Here is a 21,458-nt window from a genome sequence, read left to right as displayed (position 1 = left end):
ATTTTCATGGGAGGAGGAACCATGTCCCATCATCACAAGGAGCCGGGCGAAGGGTGCGGTGGTGCAGATGATTTCGATTGCGGCTGGTCGATGACCAGTCTGCTTTCGCGCTTGGCGCTGCGGGAAGTCCGTCCTTCGGCCACGATTGTCGATTTTCCCGACCTGTCGGGGCGTGCGGTCGGGCTGAGCAGACGGCGGCAGCAACCGCGGACCGCCGACCCCAGATCGCAAAGCGCTGCTGGAAATACTTGAACGTCAAACCGATTGCTCAGCGGCAACGGAGGTGGTGTCCGGGATCTTTCCGGATACGGTCGGGCGGTGACAGGGCAGGGACGCGGGCGGCTTCGTTCATTGCCCGCATCACCATGGTCCGTGCTCTGTGTCAGAGCATCTCTTTCTTGCGCAGGATTTCCTCGGCCACCCGGAACGCATCGACGGCGGCGGGCAGTCCGGCGTAAACGGCCGTATGCAGCAGGATCTCGCGCAATTCGTCCTTGGTGCAGCCGTTGTTGATCGCGCCTTCGATATGCGAACGCAACTGGTTGGGACGGCCGAGCGCGGTCAGCATCGCGATATTCAGGATCGACCGGGTTTTGCGGTCGATCCCGGGGCGCGACCAGACCGTGCCGAAACAGACATCGTCGGCATAGTCCTGAACCGCCGCGTTGAAATCGTTGCGCGTGGCGTCGCGCGCTTCCAGGAACGCCTCGCCCATCAATTCCCTGAGGACCTGTCGGCCGGCTTCGATTCTATCCATTTTCTTTCCTTTTCAGGTTTCATGTATTGCTTTTGCCGCCGCGCCGCCGGATGGCGGCGGGCAGCGGCCGGTTCAGAGATCGGCAAGAATCCGATCCACCTCTTCAGGGGAAAGGCGGAACGGCTCCACGCCCGCCCGTTCCTGCTGAAGCGCAAGATAGGACTGGCTGTCACGTTCGCCCCAGCCGCGATTCAGCGCCTCGCGGATATCGCTTTCCACCAGACCGCACAGCCGCATGGGAACCCCGAAGTCCCGGCCGACTTGCAGCGCCAGTGAGGCGTCCTTGTGGACTAACCGCAGGGCAAAGCTGGCCGGATCATACTTTGCCTGCATGAAGCGTCGACCGATGTTGTCATACATGCGCATCCGCCCGGCGGCGCCGGTGCGGATAGCTTCCCATAGGGGTCCTGGCTCAAGCCCGGCCTTCACCCCCATCGTCAACACTTCGGCCAGAACCGAGATGATCGCAGTGCTGGCCATGTTGTTGACCAGCTTCGCGATGGTGCCACCGCCGATCGCGCCAATATAGCGCGGTTGGTCCGCCATGGCGTCCAGAAACGGCTTGCAGCGGTGATACACCGCCTCGTCGCCGCCGCACCAGATCGCCAACTTGCGGCTGGCCGCGCCCGCCGGGCCCCCGCTGACCGGGGCGTCTATGAAATATGCCCCTTTTTCCGCCAGAAAGCCGGAAAGTTCGCGTACTACGTCCACGCTGTTGGTCGAAAGATCGACCCAGACACTATCCGGCGCCAGCCCTTCGACAAGGCCGTCGGGGCCAAGCCCGACGCGTTTGACATCGGCGGGAGTGGGCAGCGAGGTGAAGACGATCCCGCATTGCTGTGCAAGCTCGCGCGGAGTTCCGGCCCAGCTTGCCCCCGCATCCAGGAATTCCTGCGCGCTGTCGACCGACAGATCGTTGACGACCATATCGTGACCGGCCTTCTGAAGATTCAAGGCCATGCCGCGCCCCATTCTTCCCAAGCCGATGAAGCCGACTTTCATTTCCTGTCCTCCTAGTGGATTTGCCTGTCTGAGAGCGCCGGCCAAAAATGGGCCACAATGCTGTTCCGATCGGTCGCCGACGCAGGGCAAGACTAGTAGGACGGCAAGTTTTTGTCAAATCATATAGATGATTTATATTGTTTTCTCTTCGTGGCGAAATAGATGTCATCTCCGACCGGTTCCAGCCATTCCACGCTGTTGCCGTCCAGGACCCCGGCGATGGCCAGATGCGACATCGCGGTGTCAGGAGCCGCACTGTGCCAATGTTTTTCGTCCGGCGCGAACCAGATACAATCGCCAGCGGTCACCGTCTCGACCGGGCCGCCCCAGCTTTGCACGAGACCCTTGCCCTGTATGACGATCAAGGTTTGGCCCAACGGGTGTCGATGCCAATGAGTGCGCGCCCCTGGCTCGAATGTGACGTTGGCGCCTTTTCCGCGCGCCGGTGCGTCGGTGGCAAAGACCGGATCGACGCGGACTGTCCCGGTGAAATATTCTGCCGGAGCAGGTTGCGACGGTTGTGTGCCTGCTTTTGTGATGCGCATGTCAGCAATCCTGGATTGAATCAGAAATCATCGAACCGGCCCAGTTCGGCCAGGTCAATCGGGTCAGGCGTTTCGTGCAATGCGATCAGTTCGACGCCGTTCACGATGCAGGCGGGGTAATAGCGCCGGATTTTGGGATCATGTCCCGGAACGAGCCTGTCCATCCCGCCCGCAACCTTCATCAGCTTTGTATACGACGCCAGGGTGTCGCGCGTATCCACCGTAACGATGAATGGTTTGCGATGCAGCACATTGGCGAAATAGTGCGCCGCGTCCGAGGCAAGCAGGATTGGTCCGCGCACCGTATTGACGCGCACCCCCTGCACGCCGGGGCTGTGGCCGGGAAAGATGTGGAGTGAGGTGCCAGGCAGGAAGTCCCCGTCGCCGCAATGAAAGGTCACGCGGTCGGCGTAGGTCTTACGCACTACGGTGACGACATCCTCTACGTCGAAGGGATAGCGATGCAACGCGTCACACATGCATCTGCCGGTGGCAAATGCAATTTCGGTTTCCTGAAGATGTAGCCGGGCGTTGGCGAAGCGGTGGATATTGCCAGCATGATCCCAGTGCAGGTGAGTGATGACGATATCGCTGATGCTGTCGGCGGCGATGCCGATGCGCTCCAGCCCTTCGACCGGATCGAAGGCGATGGGGCGGCCGCGCTGGACAGAAGCTTCGGGGCGCATCCCGGTATCGACGAGGATTGTGCGATTTGCGTTACGCACCACCCATAGGAAATAGTCGAGCGGCATCGGCCCGTCATGCATGTCGCGCCGGATGAAGTTGTCATGGACGCGCTGGTTTTGCCCGCTGCCGTAACAGACCGCCCAGACCTGATAGACGTCGTCGTCGCGTGGTATGGCCGCACTATCCAGAAACGCGGTTTCGGGTAGGGAAATCACCTTGGCCTCCATCTTGACAACGCACCCGCACGGGATATCCGGCAGGTGCGTCCAGTTGCGGAACTCAGCGGCCCAGAGCGGCGCGATAGCTTTGCAGGGCTTCGCTGCCGGGACGGCCCAGTTGCTCGATCCGCGCGACATAATGATCCGCGACATCAGCCATGAGCGCTGAAATTTCGGTCAGCGTCTCGGGGGAGAATTCGTAGACCTCGATTCCCATTGCGGCGAGTTCGGTTTTCAGCCGTTCGTTTTCAGCATCGCCATGACGTGCCAGCGCCATTTCCGCCTCGCGGCCGCAATCGTCCAGCAGTTCCCGGGATTCCGGCGCAAGCCCGTCATATGTCGCCTTGTCCATCGAGATCACCGAGGCCCCTGATCCGAAAGACCCATTCGCGCTGACGGCATTCATGACCTCGGTCAGCGAATAGGGCTTGGCGCTGGCCAGCGTCAGGAAGGTACCGTCCACGGTCTTTCGCTGCATCGCGACATACATGTCGGCAGCGGTGATATAGACTGGGCTGGTGCCCATGCTTTCGGCCATCATCAGCTGACTGCCACCACCGATCGACGCCTTCAGGTTGCGGAACTTTTCCACTGTATCGACTACACCCACGCCGGACAGGAACTGATAGGGCGGTAGCAGGTTTACGAGGATCGGCTGCAATTGGTTCTGGTGGTATTCTTCCAGCAGTGGCCCACCCTCGTCCAGGGCCTTGCGATAGGCGGTCACCATTTCGACCGAGGAATTTCCCATGTCGGGCAACAATGTGACGCCGTTCAGAGGCATTTTTTCGCTCACGTAGGACAGGATCACTGCGGAAACCTGAGCGACACCGCTATTGAGCGAGTCGATGGCCGCCGGATGGGTGGAGATCTGGCCGCCCGGGAAATGCGTGAACGTTACGCGACCTTCGCCTTTCTGGGCGACGCATTCCATCCACGGCTCCACACCGTGCGCAAACACAACATGGGCTGGCTGGAAGCCATGGGCAAACACCAGTGTTTCTGCGTGGGCAAATGAGGCCGTGCCAAGAAGCGTGGCAACAACAGCAGCGACGGTCTTCATGTTATCTTCTCCCTCGATAACGGTGACTCCGCAGGCGCGGCATGACACCGAAAGCTCTGCATTACGTTATATATCATCTATATGATATACAGCGAAGATCTATTTTTGCGAGAAGTTCAATCTGACTTCGAGACGAGCACTTTCCAGACGCCGCGAGCCATGGCGACGATTTCGCCATCAGCAAGAATGTCCCCATCGGCAAAGGCGAGGTTGCGGGTTTCCCGTATGATCCGGCAGTGCATTTCAATAAATCCATCCATTGGGGCGGGTCTGACAAAATGCAGCTCGAGTTGCACGGTCGCCTGCACGCGGGAAGCCCGGCCCTTACGGATCGTCGTTCCCAATGCGGTATCGGCAAAGGACATCAGCATTCCGCCATGCACGACCCCACGGGAGTTGCGATGCTTCGCTTCGGCGAGGAAGCGAAAGCGGATACCGTCCGGATCATCGCGGAACTCGATCGGTCCGATCAGCTCGTTGAATCCCGGTCGTGCAATGGGCTGCCAGTTTTGTTCCAATGTGTCCCGACTTGTGGGGTCTGTCATAGGCATCCTCGCTCTGTCTGATTTCCAGCGGCCGGCGTCAAATCCAGTCGGGAAAGAGTTAGTTAACGGGTAGGCCCGCCTCTTCAACGATCTCGCGCCAGACGTCGATGTCACGCTGGATGGTCGCGCTCAACTCGTCCGGTGTCGTAGGGAAAAGAGCGACATCGACCTGCGCTGCGATCTCGGGATCGTTCATCGCGGCATGGAATGCCGCGTTCAGGACGGAAATTACCTCGTCCGGCGCCGCGGCGGGCGCGACCAGGGCGTGCCAAGCGCTGAACTCGTAACCAGGCACGACCTCGCCCAAAGTCGGAACATCCGGCAGTTCCTCCCAGCGATCGGCAGAAGACACCGCAAGCGGCCGTAGCGTTCCTTGTGCGATCTGCGGCAATGCCGAGGTGCTGCCAGCGAACATCATCGTCACCTGTCCATTGCGTACGTCGAGGAACGCCTGATCCGTTCCGGTATAGGGAATGTTGGTCAGCTCGATCTCCGCCATCGAGCGGAACAGCTCCGAGGCGACGCGCGTCGTGGTGTTGCTGCTTGCGAAGGTGATCCGGCCCGGATCGTCCTTGGCCATCTGGATCAGCTGCCCTATGTCTTGGGCAGGATGGTCGGGGCGCACCACGATGACATAGGGTTGTAGCGATATCTGCGTGATTGGCGCGAAATCGGTGACCGGATCATAGGGCAGGTTCGAGTTCAGCGCGGGCGCCGCCGCTAACGCCGAGGTGCTGGCGAGCATGATCGTATAGCCGTCGGCCTGGGCCCGTGCGGCGGTCGTCGCGCCCAAGATACTTTCCGCGCCCGGCCGGTTTTCGATGACGATGCTGGTGTTCAATTGGCGTCCGACATGATCGGCCAATACCCTGGCAAGAATGTCGGCGGAATTTCCTGCGGCAAAGGGCACGATCATCGTGATCGGCCGCTCGGGATAGGTGCCTTGGGACATCGCGGCGATGGGCAGCACGCTCAGAACGGCAGTAGCCAGAATTTTCTTGAATCTTCTCATGATTTTATTCTCCTCCTCAATCCAACAGGTTCGGTATGTTCAGCCGCCCCTTGCCCGAGTCCCCGCAGCCTTGGTCCTGATGAAGGATACCAGTGAGAACAGCAGGAACAGGGCCGTGATGGCCAGAATTCCGGCCGAGACCGGTCGTTGCAGAAACACCATCGGATCGCCGAACGAGATCGTCATGGCCCTGCGGAAATGCTCCTCCATCAGGGGGCCAAGCACAAAACCCAGGATCAGCGGTGCGACCGGAAAGGCCAGCACCCGCATCCCATAGCCCACCAGTCCGAACACCATGATCGAGAACACGTCGAAAGGGTTGTTGTGGATCGTGAAGGCACCGATGCACATGAACATCACCACCGCCGGATAGAGGTAGCCATAGGGCACCTGCAGGAGCCGCACCCAGATGCCGATCAGCGGGATATTGATGATCAAAAGCAGAATGTTCCCGATCCAGAAGCTCATGATGAGTCCCCAGAACAGGTCCGGTCGCTCGGTCACCAGCGTCGGTCCGGGCGTGATGCCGTGGATGATCAGGACGCCGATGATCAGTGCCATGGTCGGGCTGCCGGGAATGCCCAGCGTCATCGTCGGGATGAACGCGGCCTGGTCGGCGGCGTTGTTCGCCGCTTCGGGCGCAATGATGCCTTCGATGGCACCATGGCCGAAGCGTTGCGGTTCGTCAGCGACCTTGCGCTCCCAGGCATAGGCCAGGAAGGATGCGATCGACGGTCCGATGCCGGGAAGGATGCCGAAGAAGGCCCCGACCCCTGAACCGCGCACCATCGGCATGAGTGAACGGCGCCGGTCGTCCTGGGTCGGGATCATCGACCTGAAGGTGACCTTGCTCATCAGCGTTCCGCTTTGATCGATGCGCGCGCTGGCGATGATCTCGGCGACCCCGAAGATGCCCAGAGCCAGCGCGACCAGACTGATCCCTTCCAGCAATTCGTAAAAGCCAAGGGTAAAGCGCGGCACGCTGGCATAAAGGTCCATGCCGACCAAGCCCAGCAGGATGCCGATCCCCACCATGGCAAGCCCCTTGACCGGCGATTCCGCCGATATGGTGGATGCGGCGATCAGCCCCAGAACCATCAGCGAGAAATATTCGGCCGAGGTGAAGTTGAAGGCGACGTTCACGATGACGGGCGAGAACAGCATCATCAGGACGATGCCCACGCTTGCGCCGAAGAAGGAGGCGACTGTGGTCATGAACAGCGCGATCCCGGCGCGTCCCTGCCGCGCCATGGGATAGCCGTCCAGGCAGGTCACGGCGGTGGAGGGCGTGCCGGGCAGGTTCAGCAGGATCGAGGCGATGCTGCCGCCATAAGCCGTGCCGTACCAGATCCCGCCCAACATGATCAGGGCGGAAGTCGGGTCGAGGTGATAGACCAGTGGCATCAGCATCGAGATCGCGGTCATCGCGCCGATGCCGGGCAGCACACCCACAAACATGCCCAGAAGGACGCCGCCCAGGCAGAAGCCAAGGTTCGACCAGGTGAGCGCTGTCGCCAATCCGATCGAGATGCTGGAGATCAGGTCATTTTCCATGATAATCACCAAGGCCAGTTCGCGATGGGCACTTGCAGGCCGAAGCCCAGCTTGAAGATCAGCGTCGCAAGGGTGCACAGGAGAAGGCACAGCATCGCTATCTCGCGCCACGAACGCTTGCCGTCGGCGAGCGAAGCGACGACGGTCTGCGCTATCACTGCGGGTACCAGCCCAAAGGGCCGGATCATCAACCCGAAGACTAGGATCGACAGAAGGATCATCGCCGTTGATCGCAAGTCAAAGCTGATGGGCTGTCCCGACCGGAAGAAGGCGGGAACCATGATCAGCAGACCCATGACGGCGATGAAAACACCGATGATTGTGGGAAACATCCCCGGCCCCATCCGTCCAACCGTGCCGGTACTGAGCTCGGCCAACGAATGGAGCGCCGCATAACCGCCAATCATCAGCAGAATTGCACCGCCGGCGATGTCTTGGAAGTCTCGATTCTGCATGTTCCTCTCTCCTCCGACGCTGCTTCGCCCTGTGGCGCTTCCTTGCCTTCCCTTTGACCGTATTCACTCAGTCCTTCAGGAAAGATCGACGGCCATCAGTGTATCGGGACCGGCCAGAAGCATGTTTTCCAATCCGATGGTCTGAGGCAGGACACGCGCGGCGAAATAATTCGCCAATCCGACACGGCGGCGCTGCGTCTCTGAAACCTCGGGGTCCGCCGCCCCAACCATGCGAGCCCACATCCAGCCGCAGGCGGTCAGCGCGAACAGGCGCAGGTAGTCTGTGGCGGCTGCTCCGGCGGTGGCGGGGTTGCCCTGACCGGCAAGGACTTCCGCCGTCACCCGCTCCAGCCTCGCCAGCGCAGCTTCGGTCGCTTCCCGGATTAGGCGGCTGTGGCTGTTGCCCGCAGGGGTCGAAAGGTCGGCTCGGATGGCAGCAAAGAACCGCGCCGCGACCGTGCCACCTTTTGCGGTGACCTTGCGGGTGACCAGATCCATGGCCTGCACGCCGTTTGTGCCCTCATAGATCTGCGCGATGCGCACGTCGCGTACGAACTGCTCCATGCCCCATTCGCGGATATAGCCGTGGCCACCCAGCACCTGCTGCGAGGCCACGGCCGTCTCGAAGCCGAAATCGGTGAAGGCGGCCTTGATGACGGGGGTCAGCAGTGCAACCAGATCCCCGGCGTCGGCCCGGACCTGCGCATCGGGATGGCGTGCAGCGATGTCCATCTGCATCGCCGTCCACACCGCCAGACCCCGTGAGGCATCGGTCAGACTGCGCCCGGTCAGCAGCAGCTTGCGCACGTCGGGATGCTCGATGATCGGGACAGGGCTGCGCGTACCGTCGAGCGATCGGCCCTGCTTGCGATCGTGCGCATAGGCGATGGCCTTTTGGTTGGCGATTTCCGAGATGCCCAGACCCTGGATGCCGACGAACAGGCGCTCGGCGTTCATCATGGTGAACATCGCGTTCAGCCCGCGACCTTCCTCGCCAACGAGCCAGCCGATAGCACCATCGTAGTTCATCACGCAGGTTGGCTGCGCGTGGATGCCCATCTTATGCTCCAGTGATCCCACAGCCATGGCATTGCGCTCCCCGAGCGTACCATCCGGGTTCACGAGAAACTTGGGCACCAGGAACAGGCTGATCCCTTTCACCCCTTTAGGGGCATCAGGCAGGCGGGCCAACACCAGATGGATTACGTTGCCCCCGAAATCGTGGTCGCCCGACGAGATGAAGATTTTCGTTCCGGTAATACGAAATGATCCATCCCCCACAGGTTCTGCGCGGCTGGTAAGCAGGCCAAGATCGGTTCCCGCCGAGGCTTCGGTCAGCGCCATGACGCCGCTCCACTCGCTGGAAATAAGTCTGGGCAGATAGGTCCGGCGCAATTCGTCGCTCGCGTGGCTGGCCAGTGCCTCCGCCGCGCCGCGCGTCAGGCCGGTGAACAGGCCGAAGGACAGATGCGTGGACGAAAGCATCTCGTCCAGCAGGATCTGGACCACGCGAGGCAGCCCCTGGCCGCCGAATTCCAACTCGCCGGACAGGGCACCCCAGCCCGCTTCGACGAAAGCGCAATATGCCTCTTTCGTGCCGCGCGGGGTGACCACCTCGCCGTTTTCCAGGCGGCAGCCTTCCTCGTCACCAGAACGGTTGAGCGGTTCAAGAATGCCAGTGCAGAATTTCCCCGCCTCTTCCAGAACCGAAAGAGCCAGTTCTGCATCTGTCCCGTCATGGGCAGGCAATGCGGCCATCGTCTGATCGAAGTCGAATACCTCTTTCAGAAGAAAGCCATATTCTTCTAGTGGGGGGGTATAGGTGGCCATCGTGGTTTATTCCTCGGTCAGTTCCGCAAAGGTTTTCCGGTTGCAAGCATATGGTCGATGCGATCACGGGTTTGCGGTGTGTAGAACAGTTCGATGAATGCCTCGGCTTCCAGCGCCAGCAGCTCATCCTCAGACAGCGGGCGGATCGGGTCAGCGAGGGCACCGCCGGTCAGGATACCTACGAGTGCGAGGCCGATCTGCCTGTCATGGGCGGTCATCCGACCGCTCAGAACCCCGCTGTCGATCTGGGCCTCGAGACCGGACAGACCCGAAGGGCCTGCCAAGGCAAGCGTTTCCGCTTGCGGCGCGGCGTATCCGTCTGCCAGTTCAAGCGCGCATTGCCGTGCATCGGCCAGCAACCGGTCGAGGTTCATCGTGATGTTGTCCGAAGGGCGCAGGTATCCAAGCTTGCGCGCGTCGAATGCGCTTGATGACACGCGTGCATTGGCGATCACATCAAACACGCTGGCTGCAATCGCCGCCGGTCCACGCCCCCCGGAAGGTGCGGCGGTGGTGCGCAGCAAAAGCTCCTTGCATCCTCCCCAGCCTGGAACCAACCCTACTTTCGTCTCGACAAGGCCCATCTGAAGGTCCGCATGGGCTTGGATCGCGTCGCAGTGCAAAAGCAGCTCGCACCCGCCGCCAAGTGCGATGCCGGTGGCCGCTCCGACGACAGGGAAGGGCGCCCGCTTGATGGCCGCGAAGACCCGTTGTCCCGCGTGGATGGTCCTGAGAAGTTCATCCGGTCCGCCCGCCTCGACAGCGCGAAGCAGCGCCGACAGGTCTGCCCCGGCGCTGAACCGAGGCGCGTCACTGCCGATGACCAAGGCCCTGAAGTTCTGGCCCACGGCGTCAAGAGCCTTGTCGATAGCCTCCAGCAGAGGCGGCGACAGGGTGTTCATCTTGGTGCGGATTTCCAGGCAAGCGACGCCTTCGCCTATATCCCACAACGCCGCGCAGCCGTTATCCGCAAAGGGCTTGCCCGACTGGGTCAGTTCGCCAAGGCTCAGGGCGCCTTCGGTGCGACGGCGGGGCGCCGTGCCTCCATCCGGCAGAAGTGCGGTTCTGATGCGGTCGCGGATCGAATGGAAGCCGCCGCGTTCCGCCGCTAGGGCAAGATAGGGCGGCAAGGTTTCGCCGCTTGCCGCAATAACGCCGGCGAGCCAATCCGGTCCAAGCCGGTCGATCATTTCGAAGGGCCCTATACTCCAGCCATAGCCGCCGCGCATCGCGTCATCGACCGCATCGGGGCCGTCGGCGATCTTGGGCGCAAGGCTCGCCGCATAGGCAAGCGTACCCTGCATCACGCGCAGGGCATATTCGCCACCCGTAGAATCGTGCTCCATCAGCTTTCGCGGATCGCCGTGGGTTTCTGCAACGCATGCCGGGATGCCGTCCCGCTTCGCACGGTAGTCGCCGGTCTTCAGATCCATCACCTCTTGCACCCGCCCGGCAGAACGCCGGAAATAGCCGGCGCCCGCCTTGCGCCCCGTGCGTCCTTCGGCGATCAGCCGGCCGACGATTGGTGGTTCGGCCTCATAGGCGTTGATCGCATCTTCGGGCGGCAGTGCGTCTTGCAAGCTGCGAATAACGGTAGGGACGAGGTCGATGCCGACCAGATCCATCAGGCCAAAGATTCCCGTCGCCGGAATGCCGAATGGACGCCCGATGATCGCATCCGCGTCCTCGATGTCCAATCCCAGCCGGATCGCTTCGTTCTGGGCGGCGATCATCCAGTAATTGCCGATCCGGTTGGCGATGAATCCCGGAGTGTCGCGGCAGGACACCACGTCCTTGCCCAGCCTGCGGTCGCAGAAGTCCGTGATCAGGGCGACGATCTCGGGGCGGGTGGCCGGACCCGCGACCAGTTCCAGCAGCCGCATCCGCCGCGGTGGGTTGAAGAAATGGGTGATCAGGAAATCGGCCGCGAAGTCCCCGGCCATGCCGCCGACCAGCGCGGCAAGCGGTATCGTCGAGGTGTTCGATGACAAGATCGAGCCGGGTTTGCGTATGCCTTGAAGCTGCCGGTAAAGGCTTTGCTTCAGCGCCAACCGCTCGGGCAAGGCCTCGACGATCCAATCCGCGTCCGCGAGAAGGGAAAGGTCCCTGACGGTCGATCCCGTCGCGATGCGGGCCGCGAATGCCGGGTCCATGAAACCACCCTCGTCGCGCGCGCGCCGGATGCCGGCATCGGCTGCCGCCTTGTCGACATCCAGCAGAACGACCCGCACACCCGCATTCGCCAGATGCGCGGCAATGCCTGCGCCCATGACGCCAGCGCCAAGTACGGCTACCTTTTCGATGGCGGTTATCATGCGGCCTCCAGCACCATGGCTATACCTTGGCCGCCACCGATGCATTGCGTCGCAAGGCCGTAACGACCGCCACCCCGCACCAGTAGACGTGCCGCCTTGCCTGCCAGACGCGCGCCGGTCGCGCCCAGAGGATGGCCGAGCGCAATCGCGCCGCCATCTGGATTGAGTCTGGCGGGATCGATATCCAGCTCGCGGCAGCAGGCCAGCACCTGGGCAGCGAAGGCTTCGTTCATCTCGATCACATCGAGATCGGCAGCCGAAATGGCGGATCTGGCCAATGCCTTGCGCGTGGCCTCGACTGGTCCGATTCCCATTATTTCGGGCGCGCAGCCAGAGACGGCGTAGCCGACGATGCGGGCCAGCGGGACAAGGCTATGCCGTTTGACGAAGTTTTCCGAGCATATCAGCGTTAGCGAGGCGCCATCGGTCAGGGGCGAGGAATTGCCGGCGGTTACCGATCCGTCGGCCCGGAACACGGGCTGCAAACCGGCAAGCTTCTCGACGCTGGTCTGGCGTGGGCAGCCGTCCTTGTCGGTATCGGCGGAGCTGGCGATTTCGTCCGACAGGCGGCCTTCGGACTGGGCGGCGAGGGCTTTGGACTGGCTCTTTGCCGCATAATCGTCCTGTTCGGCCCGCGTGATCCCGTATCGGTCTGCCAGGATTTCCGCCGTCAGGCCCATGTTCAAAAGCGACATCCGGCGATCGGAGGGCCACGCAGGATTTGGCAGGGGATTGAACCCCATCATCGGCACGCGGGTCATGGATTCCACGCCGCCGGCCAGAAAGGCATCGCCCGCACCCATGGCGATGGCGCCAGCGGCCATTTGTATGGCTTGCATGGACGAACCACACCAGCGGTTGACGGTGGAACCAGCAATTGTCTGCGGCAATCCGGCATGCAGTGCGGCGCAACGGGCGATATTCAGTCCTTGTTCACCCTCGGGGAACGCACAGCCAAGGATGATGTCCTCGATCTCTTCGGCGGGAAAACCGCTGCGCTCCACCATCGTGGAAAGCAGACCACCTGCCAGTTCGTCCGGGCGCGTTGCTGCCAGGGCGCCTTTGCGGGCCGGCGTGAACGGAGTGCGAATGTAGTCGACGATATAGGCGCCCTGCATCTGCAATATCCTCAAGACATGTGTTGAAAACTGGTTTGCCAGCTATCCCGGTAAGGCCTCCAGACTCCGGTAGGGATAGTGGCAAGGCCGTACCGCGAGGCCTGGCGATAGCCAGGTGGTTAGACGATCTTTTGCTGTACGAGCCTGTCGAATTCCTCTTTCGAATAGCCCAGCATGCCGACGATCACCTCTTCGTTGCTTGCCCCCAACGGCAGGCTTGGCTCCAGCGGGCGTCGTGGCACGCCCTCGAAGTTCAGCGGAGTGTGCGGCAGGACGACCCGGCCCAATTCGGGATGATCCACCCATTGTAAGCTGCCGCGTGCGTGCATGTTTTCATCGTTCATTACTTCGCGCAGGTTGCGCACAGGTGCGCATGGCACACCGGCCTTCAGCATCTGGTCCGCTACCTCGTTTTTGGTGCGGTCACGTGTCCATGTTTCCAGCAATTCATCCACTAGCTGGAAGTTCTGCACCCTCGCGCCGCGAGAGTTCAGGCGGGGATCCTCTTTCAGTTCCGGTCGGCCAATCACGTCCAGGATGGCGTTGAAATGCCGGTCGCCAGGCGAGTTGACCACCACATAGCCGTCCTTCGTGGGATAGGCGTTGTAGGGTGAAACGCCCAGGCCGCCGTGACGATTCCCTGTCCGCTCGGGAGCGGCATCGCCGCGGGCATTCAGCATCCCGTAGTTCGAAGCGAGTGAACAATACGTCGCATCCTGCATCGACACCTCGACCGTTTGGCCCCGGCCTGTACGTTCGCGCGCAAAAAGCGCCGTCATGATGGCGGAATACAGATGGATCCCGGCAAAGAAATCGCACAGTGCCGCGCCCGATTTCACCGGGGGATGATCAGGATGGCCTGTCGAGTTGATGACACCCGACATCGCCTGCATGACCAGATCCATTGCCGGGTAGTTACGATAAGGACCGTCCTTGCCATAGCCGGAACTCGACCCATAAATCAGACGGGGATTGATTTGGCGCAGTGCTGCCGAACCCAAGCCCAGTCTCTCCATGACGCCTGGGGCGAAGTTCTCGACGAGAATATCGGCCTTCTTTACCAGTTTGCGCAGAATCTCCTTGCCCTGCTCAGACTTGAGATCAAGCGTTATCGGCTTTTTGTTCGAATTCAGCATGGCGAAGGGCAGGGCGGCCCCCCCCATGTCGCCCCTGCTGCGCAGATGCTCGCCGGTATGCGGTTCGACCTTGATAACCTCGGCTCCGGCCAGCGCCATCAGAAAGGTGGCATAGGGGCCGTTATAAACATGCGAAAGGTCGATGACCGTGACGCCCGACAGGGGCGCTTCCCCGACCACGGCGCCTGCGTCAGAGGGAGAGAGAGTTGTCGTCATGAAAAACTCCGATTGTCGTGCCCAATGGCCGATTGCGGTTTCCGCCCGGTCGATGACCGGCCGGTGACATGAGAGGAGGCCTCAACCATCGAGGTTGATGGCCACGGTCTTGATTTCGGTGAACGCATCGATCGAGGCCCAGCCACCTTCGCGGCCCAGGCCGGAGCGCTTGACCCCACCCATCGGGGCATTGGCGACGCTGGCATAGCCATTGATGCCAATCGCGCCAGTGCGAATCGAGCGGGCGACGCGCATCCCTTGGGCAATGTCAGTGGTGAAGATGCAGCCAGCCAAGCCATATTCGCTGTCATTGGCCAGACGGATTGCCTCCTCCTCGCTGTCGAAGGGGATGGCGCACAAGACCGGCCCGAAGAATTCTTCGCGCGCGATGCGCATTCCGGGATCGACATCGAGAAATAGGGCCGGGGCGATCCAGTTGCCGCCTCCGGGGATGTCGTCGCACTCCTCGCCCCCGAAAGCCAGGCGAGCGCCCTGTTCGATCCCGCTATCGATTAGGTTGCGGATGCGTTCGACCTGCGCGCGAGAGATGATTGGCGCAGATGTCGTGGCGGGATCGAATGGGTCGCCGAAGCGGACCTGCTTCACCTGCTCGCTGGCATGATGGACGAATTCATCAAAGATCGAACGATGCACCAGCGCACGGCTTGGCGTGGTGCAGACCTGGCCCGACAGGAAGGTCGAGCAAAGACCCATCATGGTGGTGGCGGCGCTCGCCACGCTGCGCGCCTCCGGGAACACGATGCCCGCGCTTTTGCCTCCCAGTTCCAAAGACAGCCGCTTCATGTTGGCGCCGCTGACGGAGACGATCCGCTCACCCACTGCCGCGCTGCCGGTAAATGTCACCTTGTCAACGCCTGGATGGCCTGCAAGCGCGGCCCCGGTCTCGGCCCCGCCGGTGACGAAGTTGACGACTCCGGGCGGCAGATCGCTTTCGGCAAAGATCTCGACCAGCCGGGTCACCGCGAGGTTGGTGTATTCCGACGGCTTCAGCACGACGGTGCAGCCGCTTGCAAGGGCCGGTCCCACCTTGATTGCAAACATGTTCAGGGGCACGTTCCACGCAAGGATCGCGCCCACGACGCCGACCGGATCGCGGTAGGTCAGATATTGCAGGTTCGAACTGGATGAATGGCGCGGAAACGTCTCGCCGGTGATCTTGTCACACCAGCCCGCATGATGGTCCAGGATGTCGGCGCAGGACTTGCCCGAGGCGCGCGAATGGCGGCTGAAGCTGTAGGGCATCCCGTTGTCGAGCGTCTGGAGCGTGGCAAGCTCGGCTTCAAGTTCATAGATCCGCTCGATGATGGGTTGGAGGATGCGCTTGCGGTCCTGCGCGGGCAGGGTAGGCCAAGGGCCGTCATCAAATGCATGGCGGGCGGCGGCGACAGCGAGATCCACGCCACGTTGTCCGGCCTCGGCGAAGGTGCCAATGATCTGGTTATCATTGGGATTGATCTGATCGAAGCGAGCCCCGTCCCAATCCAGCCACTGGCCGCCGATGAAAAGGCGGCCGGGGCGGATTTCCAGCTTCGCACGAATCGAGTTCAGATTGGCATTCATCCCAGAGGCTCCTGTTTCAAAGTGCAGTGTCGGAGCTGCCGCAACGGCCGCGTCTGCGGTGGGAGGGTTGTTCGAGGCAACCGAACTGGCAGCTGTGTCAGTCGCGACATTGACATATCATCTCGCATCAGTAAATCATTTATATTATTTAGATCATCACTTGGGCGGCGCGTGCCTAGGCCCGGCTTAGCTGACGCGGGGTGTTGACCGAGGGGTCGAATCACAATATACACATATACGAACGATCATTCAATATTATGAACAATGACTGCTCTGGCAAGATCGAGCCGACGAGGAGGGAGAACCCGTGACTGCTGCGACCGAAATCACTCAGGAGCTCGCCAAGGCGACGCTTAGCGAAGAAATGCTCCAGAACATGCGCAACCTGATCGGGACAGATCTGCGCACCGATCATTGCGTGAACAACGAGTACGCAACGCGTCACGCGATTACGCGCTTTTGTGAAGGGATAGGCGACGACAACCCGCTTTGGACGGATCGCGATTATGCGGGTGAAAGCCCGTATGGAGGCCTGATTGCGCCGCCCAGCTTCATCTTCGCGTGCCTTGCTTCGATCCAGGTGGGCTGGCCGGGTCTGGGCGGGTTCCATGCGGAAACCAAGCTGGACTTCTACAAGCCGATCCGCGAGGGTGACCGCATCCTTGCCAAGGTGACCTTTGACGGTTTCGACGGACCCAAGGACAGCGCATTCGGTGGTCGCAGCATCAAGGATTATCTGCGTCAGGAATACTTCAACCAGGATGACGAACTGGTCGCGCGCTTCATCTGTTCGCGTATGCGCTTCGAGCGTGGTGAGATGCAGAAGCGCCGCGAGAGCCGCAAGATCGAGCTGCCCCATCCGTGGACGCCCGAGCAACTGGAGCAGATCGAGAACGACATCCTTTCAGAGGAGATCCGCGGCTCGGTCCCGCGCTATTGGGAGGACGTGAATGTCGGCGATGAGATGGGTTCGCTTACCAAGGGGCCCATCGGACTGACGGACGAAGTCGCCTTCGTCGCCTCCGGTGCCGCGCCGATCCCGCGGATCTGTGCCCACAAAGTCGCGCTGAAGCGCTATCGCAAGCATCCCAAATGGGCATTCCGCGATCCGTCTACCCATGCTCTCGAGCCGGTTTACTCGGTCCACTACAACGACTATGCCGCCCGACTTCAGGGGGCGCAGGCGGCCTATGACGTCGGTATCCAGCGAACCTGCTGGCAGATCCACTCGTTGACGAACTGGATGGGCGACGCCGGGCGGCTGAAGGTGGCCAACTCGCAATATCGCGCGCATGTCTACCTGTCCGATGTTCTAAGGCTGGGCGGCCGGGTCACCGCTAAGGAGATCGATGCGGACGGTGATCATGTGGTGCGGATCGAAACCTGGGCGATGAACCAGCGCGATCAGAACTGCATGCCTGGCGAAGCTGTGGTCGCGCTTCCCACCAAAGGGTGATCGCCGCCGCAGCAAGCACCACCTGTCCGGTGTCGCCGCCATCCCGGTGCCGGACAGGGATGGATGGATGCCATAGGGCTTTGTGCACATGTCGCCCCGTTGAAGATAAGGTCAGTGAAAAATGACGCCTGAATCCCGACAGTTTTGGAGCAAGTCGATCGTCACCGAAGCGATTGGCGGAATCCCCTACCGGATCTATGCTGATCGGCCGCACCGGATCAGTGAATTGTTTTCCTTTGCCAGCTTCTGGGGCGACCGCCCTTACGTGATCCAGGGTGACCGGGTCCTTACTTTCGCGGGGTTGCGAGATGCGTCCGGATCGAAGGCTCTGCAGCTGCAGCGCTCGGGGATCGCCGCCGGCGACCGGGTGATGATCCTCGGCTGGAACAGCCCGGACTGGGTCGTCAATTTCTGGGCGGTTGTAAGGCTGGGGGCGGTTCCGGTCCTGGGCAATGCTTGGTGGAGCCCCGAGGAAATCGAATATGCCATCTACTTCACCGAACCAAAGCTAGTGCTTGCCGATGACCGCTGCGCCGGCAGGGTCTCGCAATCGCTACTGACCGAAGCCTGGGGCGGAGAGGCCGGGACGGGCGAGGCCCCGGATGTGACGGTCCCCGATGACGAGAACGCCCCGGCCGTCATCATCTTCACCTCGGGAACCGAGGGTCGAGCCAAAGCCGTCGTCCTGGCGCATCGGTCGTTCATCGCGTCGATGATGATGATGATGCATATCACGCGGCGCCTGCCTTATGACGTAAGTGCGCCCAAATCCGAGATTTGCCTGCACACCGGCCCGCTTTTCCATATCGGCGGTCCGCATGCTATGATGCGTGGCGTGGTCTCCGGCAACACGCTGGTGTTCCCCTCGGGCCGGTTCAGCACCTCCGAGGCGCTTGAACTGATCGAGAAGCACCGGATCGAGCGCTGGACAGCCGTGCCCACGATGCTGACGCGCTTGCTGGACGACGAAGGGATCGCGACCCGCGACCTTGGCAGCCTGCGCTCGATCGGTATGGGCGGCGCGCCGGTCCATCGCGAATTGCTGGACCGGGTACGTAAGCAGCTACCGGGCGTCGATGCGCGGGTGGCCATCGGCTACGGGCTCAGCGAAAATGCCGGCCAGGCGACCGCCGCCTCGGCTGAAAATGCACTGCGCAAGCCTGGCTCCAGCGGTCGGCCATTGCCTCTGGTCGAGATCAGTTTCAAAGAGCGCGAGGGCCTGCCCGACGGCGAGATCCTTCTGCGTTCGCCGACGCAGATGCTGGGCTATTTCGGCAATCCGAATTCTCCGATAGATGCTGATGGCTGGCTGCATACCGGCGATCTGGGGAAACTGGATGACGAGGGCTTGCTGTGGATCACCGGGCGCTGCAAGGACATCATCATCCGGGGGGGCGAAAATATCGCGCCCGCGGCGGTCGAGCGCGCCCTGACCGGCATTTCCGCCGTGGCAGAGGCGGCAGTCCTTGGCATCCCGCATCCCGACCTGGGCGAAGAGGTCGCGGCCTTCGTGGTCATCCGCGAGGATTCGGAGGCGACGGCCGAAACGCTTTCCGCCGAATTGCGCCGGACGCTTGCCTCCTTCGCTGTTCCCAGCCGGTGGCACATCCAATATGAGCCGCTTCCGACCAACCAGACCGGAAAGGTGGAAAGAAAAGCGCTGCTGGAGCTTCTGCGTGAGGGGCCGCAGCCCGAGGAGTGAGGGTCGCTCCGGGTTTGTCGTCGTTCGGATATTCAGATTGTGATCCATCTATACGATCTCTATGATCGTGAAAAAGGCTCATACAGTCGGATCGCAAAGCGGGAGAACAGGATGAAGGCCCCGGCCGCCGCAAGTGACGAGCGCACGCACAATCATCACCGAACGATCGACAGGGTCGTTCGGATACTTGAGGAGGTTGTGCATCGTCCGGGGACGACATTCGGCGAGCTGGCACGCATACTCGAAATGCCTAAAAGCAGCCTTCACGGCTTTGTAAAGGGGTTGCTTGCCAACGGCTGGCTGCATGAACAGCAGGACGGATCTCAGTATCGGCTCTTTTTAGGGCCGGGGGTTTACAGCCTTATATTAACGAGCGGGCAGATCCGCGCGGGCATGGTCAGCAATGCAGATCTGCACGAGCTTCAGGAAAAGGTGCGCGCCGAGGTATATCTTGGCGTGTTGGTCGGCGACCAACTGGTTTATGTGGCAGAGGCGGGCTCTGACCCCGTGGCAGGATTCCATCCTCGTCACATCATCCGACGGGAACTTTTGCAGTCTGCCGGAGGCAAGGCGCTTCTGGCAAGCAAAGCTGAAGGCTGGCTTACCGATTTCCTGAGACGCAGGCCAGATGCGGAGAGCGATCTCATCAGTGAATTTCTTTCGGAAGTGCGCGACATTCGCAACTCTCGCGTCGCGAAGAACTATACTCAGAACCGGACTCGCTATGCACTTGCGTCAGTCCTGTGCAACAGCGCCGGAAAATCGGTCGCATCGGTTACCGTGGTGGGCTCGGCTGAGGATCTCCTACCCCGGCAGGAAGAGATAGCTGCCGAGCTGTTGAAGCATATTGATATATGGCAGAGACGGGATGTTCAGCCACGTGAAGCGATCTGACGAAAGACGATCTTATAGTCAGGCGCCCTACACATTCGGGCCGAAGTCAGAGAAGTGGCGGATGACGAGGGCGGAGGGGCGCCATTGTGCTCATCATGCGCTTGACCTGGGGTATAGAGCCCTCGGGCAAGGACAGTATGCGTCGTAAGATCTCTGCGAAGGGCGAGGAATAGCGGCAGAATAGTCGTAAGCGTTCTATCTGACCGTTCCGCTGTTCGGTGAGAGTGCGGGATAGGGCGCATGATCGATAGTGGACCTTTGGACGCCCGGTTGGATCCGAGAAGAGTTTATCGAAATAGTATCAGCGGACGTCGTATAGGAGTTCATTTTATAGTATCGTTGGCAGGCTGATCGTCACCCTGAAACACGGATTATCGTTCGAGAAGACGATGTCGCCGCCGTGATGGCGGATGATCGTTCGTGCGATGGCCAGCCCCAAGCCGACCCCTCCGGTTTCGCGGTTGCGGGAGGTTTCGATACGGCAGAAGGGTGCGAATACCTGCTCGTGCATGTCCTCGGGGATGCCCGGGCCATTGTCCTCGACGGTGATATCGACGGAGTGGCTACCACGATACAAGCGCACCCTCGCCTCGCCACCATAGCGCAGGGCGTTTTCGATGATGTTGCGAAGGGCGCGGCGAAGGCTGTCGGGACGGCAGCGATAGATCATTTTCTTCCCCTCGGCGTAGGCGACGGGCTGGTCCATTTCCGCAAGATCGTCGCACAGGCTGCCAATCAGGGCGTTCAGATCGACGGTTCGGGTCTCCTCGATCGTTGCCTCGCCGCGGGCGAAGGCGATCGTCGCCTCGGTCATGGCCTGGATCTCGTCGATCGTCGCCAGCATGCGCTGTTGGATCTCGGGATCGGTCACGAATTCGGCGCGCAGCCGCAGCGAGGTCAGGGGCGTGCGAAGATCGTGGCCGATGGCCGCGAGCATCCGCGTGCGGTCCTCGATGAAACGAAAGAGGCGAGTTTGCATTCGATTGAACGCCGCCGTGGTTTGCCGGATATCGTCGGTTCCCTCCTCGGGCAGGGGCGGAAGGTTTGAACCGCTCCGGGTTTGCCGGAGGCTCCATGTGTGGATGCCCCGGTTCATGCAAGGGCAAATTCGTGCCGCCGGGCATGTGATCGGTGCGGTCATGTGTCAGGCCTGTCGATACGGCGATGTGATTGCCGCCGGCCGTCATGGAGATACGCGGAACAGGCGCAAATCAACTCAGCGAGCTTTTCGCTCTTGGAGCCTCGGTGCTTTTCCTGGTCCCGATCAGTCCGATCATTTGCCCTTGACGTTCACGACCTCCTCACATGCCCACCTCTCCTGATCCCGCGGCGACCGAGCGCTTGCTCAAGCGGCTGCGAGACCGGGATCCCG

Annotated in this window: 19 protein-coding genes; 4 read left to right on the top strand and 15 right to left on the bottom strand. The window is 61.2% G+C overall.

The annotated features are described in order from the left end of the window. Window positions 1-21 precede the first annotated feature (21 nt). A complete protein-coding gene (locus tag BLT64_RS26615; RefSeq protein WP_128493038.1) occupies window positions 22-252 on the top strand; it encodes a hypothetical protein in 231 nt (76 codons plus the stop codon). Window positions 253-382: 130 nt separating this feature from the next. On the opposite strand, the gene BLT64_RS22275 is transcribed toward BLT64_RS26615, so the two are convergent. The 14 genes from BLT64_RS22275 to BLT64_RS22210 form a co-directional block, all read right to left on the bottom strand. After that, window positions 383-757 carry a carboxymuconolactone decarboxylase family protein gene (locus tag BLT64_RS22275; protein ID WP_011749481.1) on the bottom strand — a complete coding sequence of 125 codons (375 nt, stop codon included), beginning with the start codon at window positions 755-757 and terminating at the stop codon, window positions 383-385. 72 nt (window positions 758-829) lie between these two features. Beyond that, window positions 830-1,759 carry an NAD(P)-dependent oxidoreductase gene (locus tag BLT64_RS22270; protein ID WP_011749482.1) on the bottom strand — a complete coding sequence of 310 codons (930 nt, stop codon included), beginning with the start codon at window positions 1,757-1,759 and terminating at the stop codon, window positions 830-832. Between the two features lie 119 nt (window positions 1,760-1,878). Then, entirely contained in the window at window positions 1,879-2,304 is a 426-nt protein-coding gene (locus tag BLT64_RS22265) for a (R)-mandelonitrile lyase (RefSeq protein WP_011749483.1), read from the bottom strand. A 20-nt stretch (window positions 2,305-2,324) separates the two neighbouring features. Then, the gene (locus tag BLT64_RS22260; RefSeq protein ID WP_011749484.1) at window positions 2,325-3,218 is read right to left on the bottom strand and encodes an N-acyl homoserine lactonase family protein; all 894 of its coding nucleotides are present in this window, start codon (window positions 3,216-3,218) and stop codon (window positions 2,325-2,327) included. 52 nt (window positions 3,219-3,270) lie between these two features. After that, window positions 3,271-4,272 (bottom strand): TRAP transporter substrate-binding protein, encoded by a 1,002-nt coding sequence (locus tag BLT64_RS22255; protein ID WP_011749485.1) that lies wholly within the window; start codon window positions 4,270-4,272, stop codon window positions 3,271-3,273. A 116-nt stretch (window positions 4,273-4,388) separates the two neighbouring features. Next, window positions 4,389-4,817: a PaaI family thioesterase gene (locus BLT64_RS22250; protein WP_011749486.1), complete on the bottom strand. Its 429-nt coding sequence runs from the start codon at window positions 4,815-4,817 to the stop codon at window positions 4,389-4,391. 58 nt (window positions 4,818-4,875) lie between these two features. Further along, complete coding sequence (locus tag BLT64_RS22245; protein ID WP_011749487.1) at window positions 4,876-5,829, bottom strand: Bug family tripartite tricarboxylate transporter substrate binding protein; 954 nt, start codon at window positions 5,827-5,829, stop codon at window positions 4,876-4,878. 39 nt (window positions 5,830-5,868) lie between these two features. Beyond that, window positions 5,869-7,383, bottom strand: coding sequence for a tripartite tricarboxylate transporter permease (locus BLT64_RS22240; protein ID WP_011749488.1), 1,515 nt, complete (start codon window positions 7,381-7,383; stop codon window positions 5,869-5,871). 5 nt (window positions 7,384-7,388) lie between these two features. Next, on the bottom strand, window positions 7,389-7,838 hold the full coding sequence (locus BLT64_RS22235; RefSeq protein ID WP_011749489.1) for a tripartite tricarboxylate transporter TctB family protein: 450 nt from the start codon (window positions 7,836-7,838) through the stop codon (window positions 7,389-7,391). 75 nt (window positions 7,839-7,913) lie between these two features. Further along, window positions 7,914-9,668 carry an acyl-CoA dehydrogenase C-terminal domain-containing protein gene (locus BLT64_RS22230; RefSeq protein WP_011749490.1) on the bottom strand — a complete coding sequence of 585 codons (1,755 nt, stop codon included), beginning with the start codon at window positions 9,666-9,668 and terminating at the stop codon, window positions 7,914-7,916. 17 nt (window positions 9,669-9,685) lie between these two features. After that, entirely contained in the window at window positions 9,686-11,983 is a 2,298-nt protein-coding gene (locus BLT64_RS22225) for a 3-hydroxyacyl-CoA dehydrogenase/enoyl-CoA hydratase family protein (RefSeq protein ID WP_083373461.1), read from the bottom strand. Beyond that, window positions 11,980-13,101, bottom strand: a complete 1,122-nt coding sequence (locus BLT64_RS22220) for a thiolase family protein (RefSeq protein ID WP_011749492.1) — start codon at window positions 13,099-13,101, stop codon at window positions 11,980-11,982. Before BLT64_RS22220 ends, BLT64_RS22225 begins: the two co-directional genes overlap by 4 nt. Window positions 13,102-13,220: 119 nt before the next feature. After that, on the bottom strand, window positions 13,221-14,453 hold the full coding sequence (locus BLT64_RS22215) for a CaiB/BaiF CoA transferase family protein (protein WP_011749493.1): 1,233 nt from the start codon (window positions 14,451-14,453) through the stop codon (window positions 13,221-13,223). Window positions 14,454-14,534: 81 nt separating this feature from the next. Then, the gene (locus BLT64_RS22210; RefSeq protein ID WP_011749494.1) at window positions 14,535-16,034 is read right to left on the bottom strand and encodes an aldehyde dehydrogenase family protein; all 1,500 of its coding nucleotides are present in this window, start codon (window positions 16,032-16,034) and stop codon (window positions 14,535-14,537) included. Between the two features lie 307 nt (window positions 16,035-16,341). Here BLT64_RS22210 and BLT64_RS22205 point away from each other — a divergent pair, with 307 nt between their 5' ends. From BLT64_RS22205 to BLT64_RS22195, 3 genes are all read left to right on the top strand, one after another. After that, window positions 16,342-17,490 (top strand): FAS1-like dehydratase domain-containing protein, encoded by a 1,149-nt coding sequence (locus BLT64_RS22205; RefSeq protein ID WP_011749495.1) that lies wholly within the window; start codon window positions 16,342-16,344, stop codon window positions 17,488-17,490. Between the two features lie 121 nt (window positions 17,491-17,611). Continuing rightward, the gene (locus BLT64_RS22200; RefSeq protein WP_011749496.1) at window positions 17,612-19,192 is read left to right on the top strand and encodes a class I adenylate-forming enzyme family protein; all 1,581 of its coding nucleotides are present in this window, start codon (window positions 17,612-17,614) and stop codon (window positions 19,190-19,192) included. Between the two features lie 111 nt (window positions 19,193-19,303). Beyond that, complete coding sequence (locus BLT64_RS22195; protein WP_049792388.1) at window positions 19,304-20,086, top strand: helix-turn-helix domain-containing protein; 783 nt, start codon at window positions 19,304-19,306, stop codon at window positions 20,084-20,086. Window positions 20,087-20,414: 328 nt separating this feature from the next. On the opposite strand, the gene BLT64_RS22190 is transcribed toward BLT64_RS22195, so the two are convergent. Further along, window positions 20,415-21,227, bottom strand: coding sequence for a sensor histidine kinase (locus tag BLT64_RS22190; RefSeq protein ID WP_011749498.1), 813 nt, complete (start codon window positions 21,225-21,227; stop codon window positions 20,415-20,417). Between the last annotated feature and the right edge of the window lie 231 nt (window positions 21,228-21,458).

It is taken from the genome of Paracoccus denitrificans, assembly GCF_900100045.1.
GTDB lineage: Bacteria > Pseudomonadota > Alphaproteobacteria > Rhodobacterales > Rhodobacteraceae > Paracoccus > Paracoccus denitrificans.
The sequence above is the reverse complement of the archived record's forward strand: the minus strand, read 5'-3'. Positions and strand labels throughout refer to the sequence as shown.

Bases quoted from the DNA above. Each gene is read 5' to 3' on its own strand.
- BLT64_RS22200 (WP_011749496.1), top strand. From the start codon at position 17,612: ATGACGCCTGAATCCCGACAGTTTTGGAGCAAGTCGATCGTCACCGAA.
- BLT64_RS22215 (WP_011749493.1), bottom strand. From the start codon at position 14,453: ATGACGACAACTCTCTCTCCCTCTGACGCAGGCGCCGTGGTCGGGGAA.
- BLT64_RS22240 (WP_011749488.1), bottom strand. From the start codon at position 7,383: ATGGAAAATGACCTGATCTCCAGCATCTCGATCGGATTGGCGACAGCG.
- BLT64_RS22230 (WP_011749490.1), bottom strand. From the start codon at position 9,668: ATGGCCACCTATACCCCCCCACTAGAAGAATATGGCTTTCTTCTGAAA.
- BLT64_RS22195 (WP_049792388.1), top strand. From the start codon at position 19,304: ATGAAGGCCCCGGCCGCCGCAAGTGACGAGCGCACGCACAATCATCAC.
- BLT64_RS22190 (WP_011749498.1), bottom strand. From the start codon at position 21,227: ATGACCGCACCGATCACATGCCCGGCGGCACGAATTTGCCCTTGCATG.
- BLT64_RS22260 (WP_011749484.1), bottom strand. From the start codon at position 3,218: ATGGAGGCCAAGGTGATTTCCCTACCCGAAACCGCGTTTCTGGATAGT.
- BLT64_RS22235 (WP_011749489.1), bottom strand. From the start codon at position 7,838: ATGCAGAATCGAGACTTCCAAGACATCGCCGGCGGTGCAATTCTGCTG.
- BLT64_RS22220 (WP_011749492.1), bottom strand. From the start codon at position 13,101: ATGCAGGGCGCCTATATCGTCGACTACATTCGCACTCCGTTCACGCCG.
- BLT64_RS22225 (WP_083373461.1), bottom strand. From the start codon at position 11,983: ATGATAACCGCCATCGAAAAGGTAGCCGTACTTGGCGCTGGCGTCATG.
- BLT64_RS22270 (WP_011749482.1), bottom strand. From the start codon at position 1,759: ATGAAAGTCGGCTTCATCGGCTTGGGAAGAATGGGGCGCGGCATGGCC.
- BLT64_RS22245 (WP_011749487.1), bottom strand. From the start codon at position 5,829: ATGAGAAGATTCAAGAAAATTCTGGCTACTGCCGTTCTGAGCGTGCTG.
- BLT64_RS22275 (WP_011749481.1), bottom strand. From the start codon at position 757: ATGGATAGAATCGAAGCCGGCCGACAGGTCCTCAGGGAATTGATGGGC.
- BLT64_RS26615 (WP_128493038.1), top strand. From the start codon at position 22: ATGTCCCATCATCACAAGGAGCCGGGCGAAGGGTGCGGTGGTGCAGAT.
- BLT64_RS22255 (WP_011749485.1), bottom strand. From the start codon at position 4,272: ATGAAGACCGTCGCTGCTGTTGTTGCCACGCTTCTTGGCACGGCCTCA.
- BLT64_RS22250 (WP_011749486.1), bottom strand. From the start codon at position 4,817: ATGACAGACCCCACAAGTCGGGACACATTGGAACAAAACTGGCAGCCC.
- BLT64_RS22265 (WP_011749483.1), bottom strand. From the start codon at position 2,304: ATGCGCATCACAAAAGCAGGCACACAACCGTCGCAACCTGCTCCGGCA.
- BLT64_RS22210 (WP_011749494.1), bottom strand. From the start codon at position 16,034: ATGAATGCCAATCTGAACTCGATTCGTGCGAAGCTGGAAATCCGCCCC.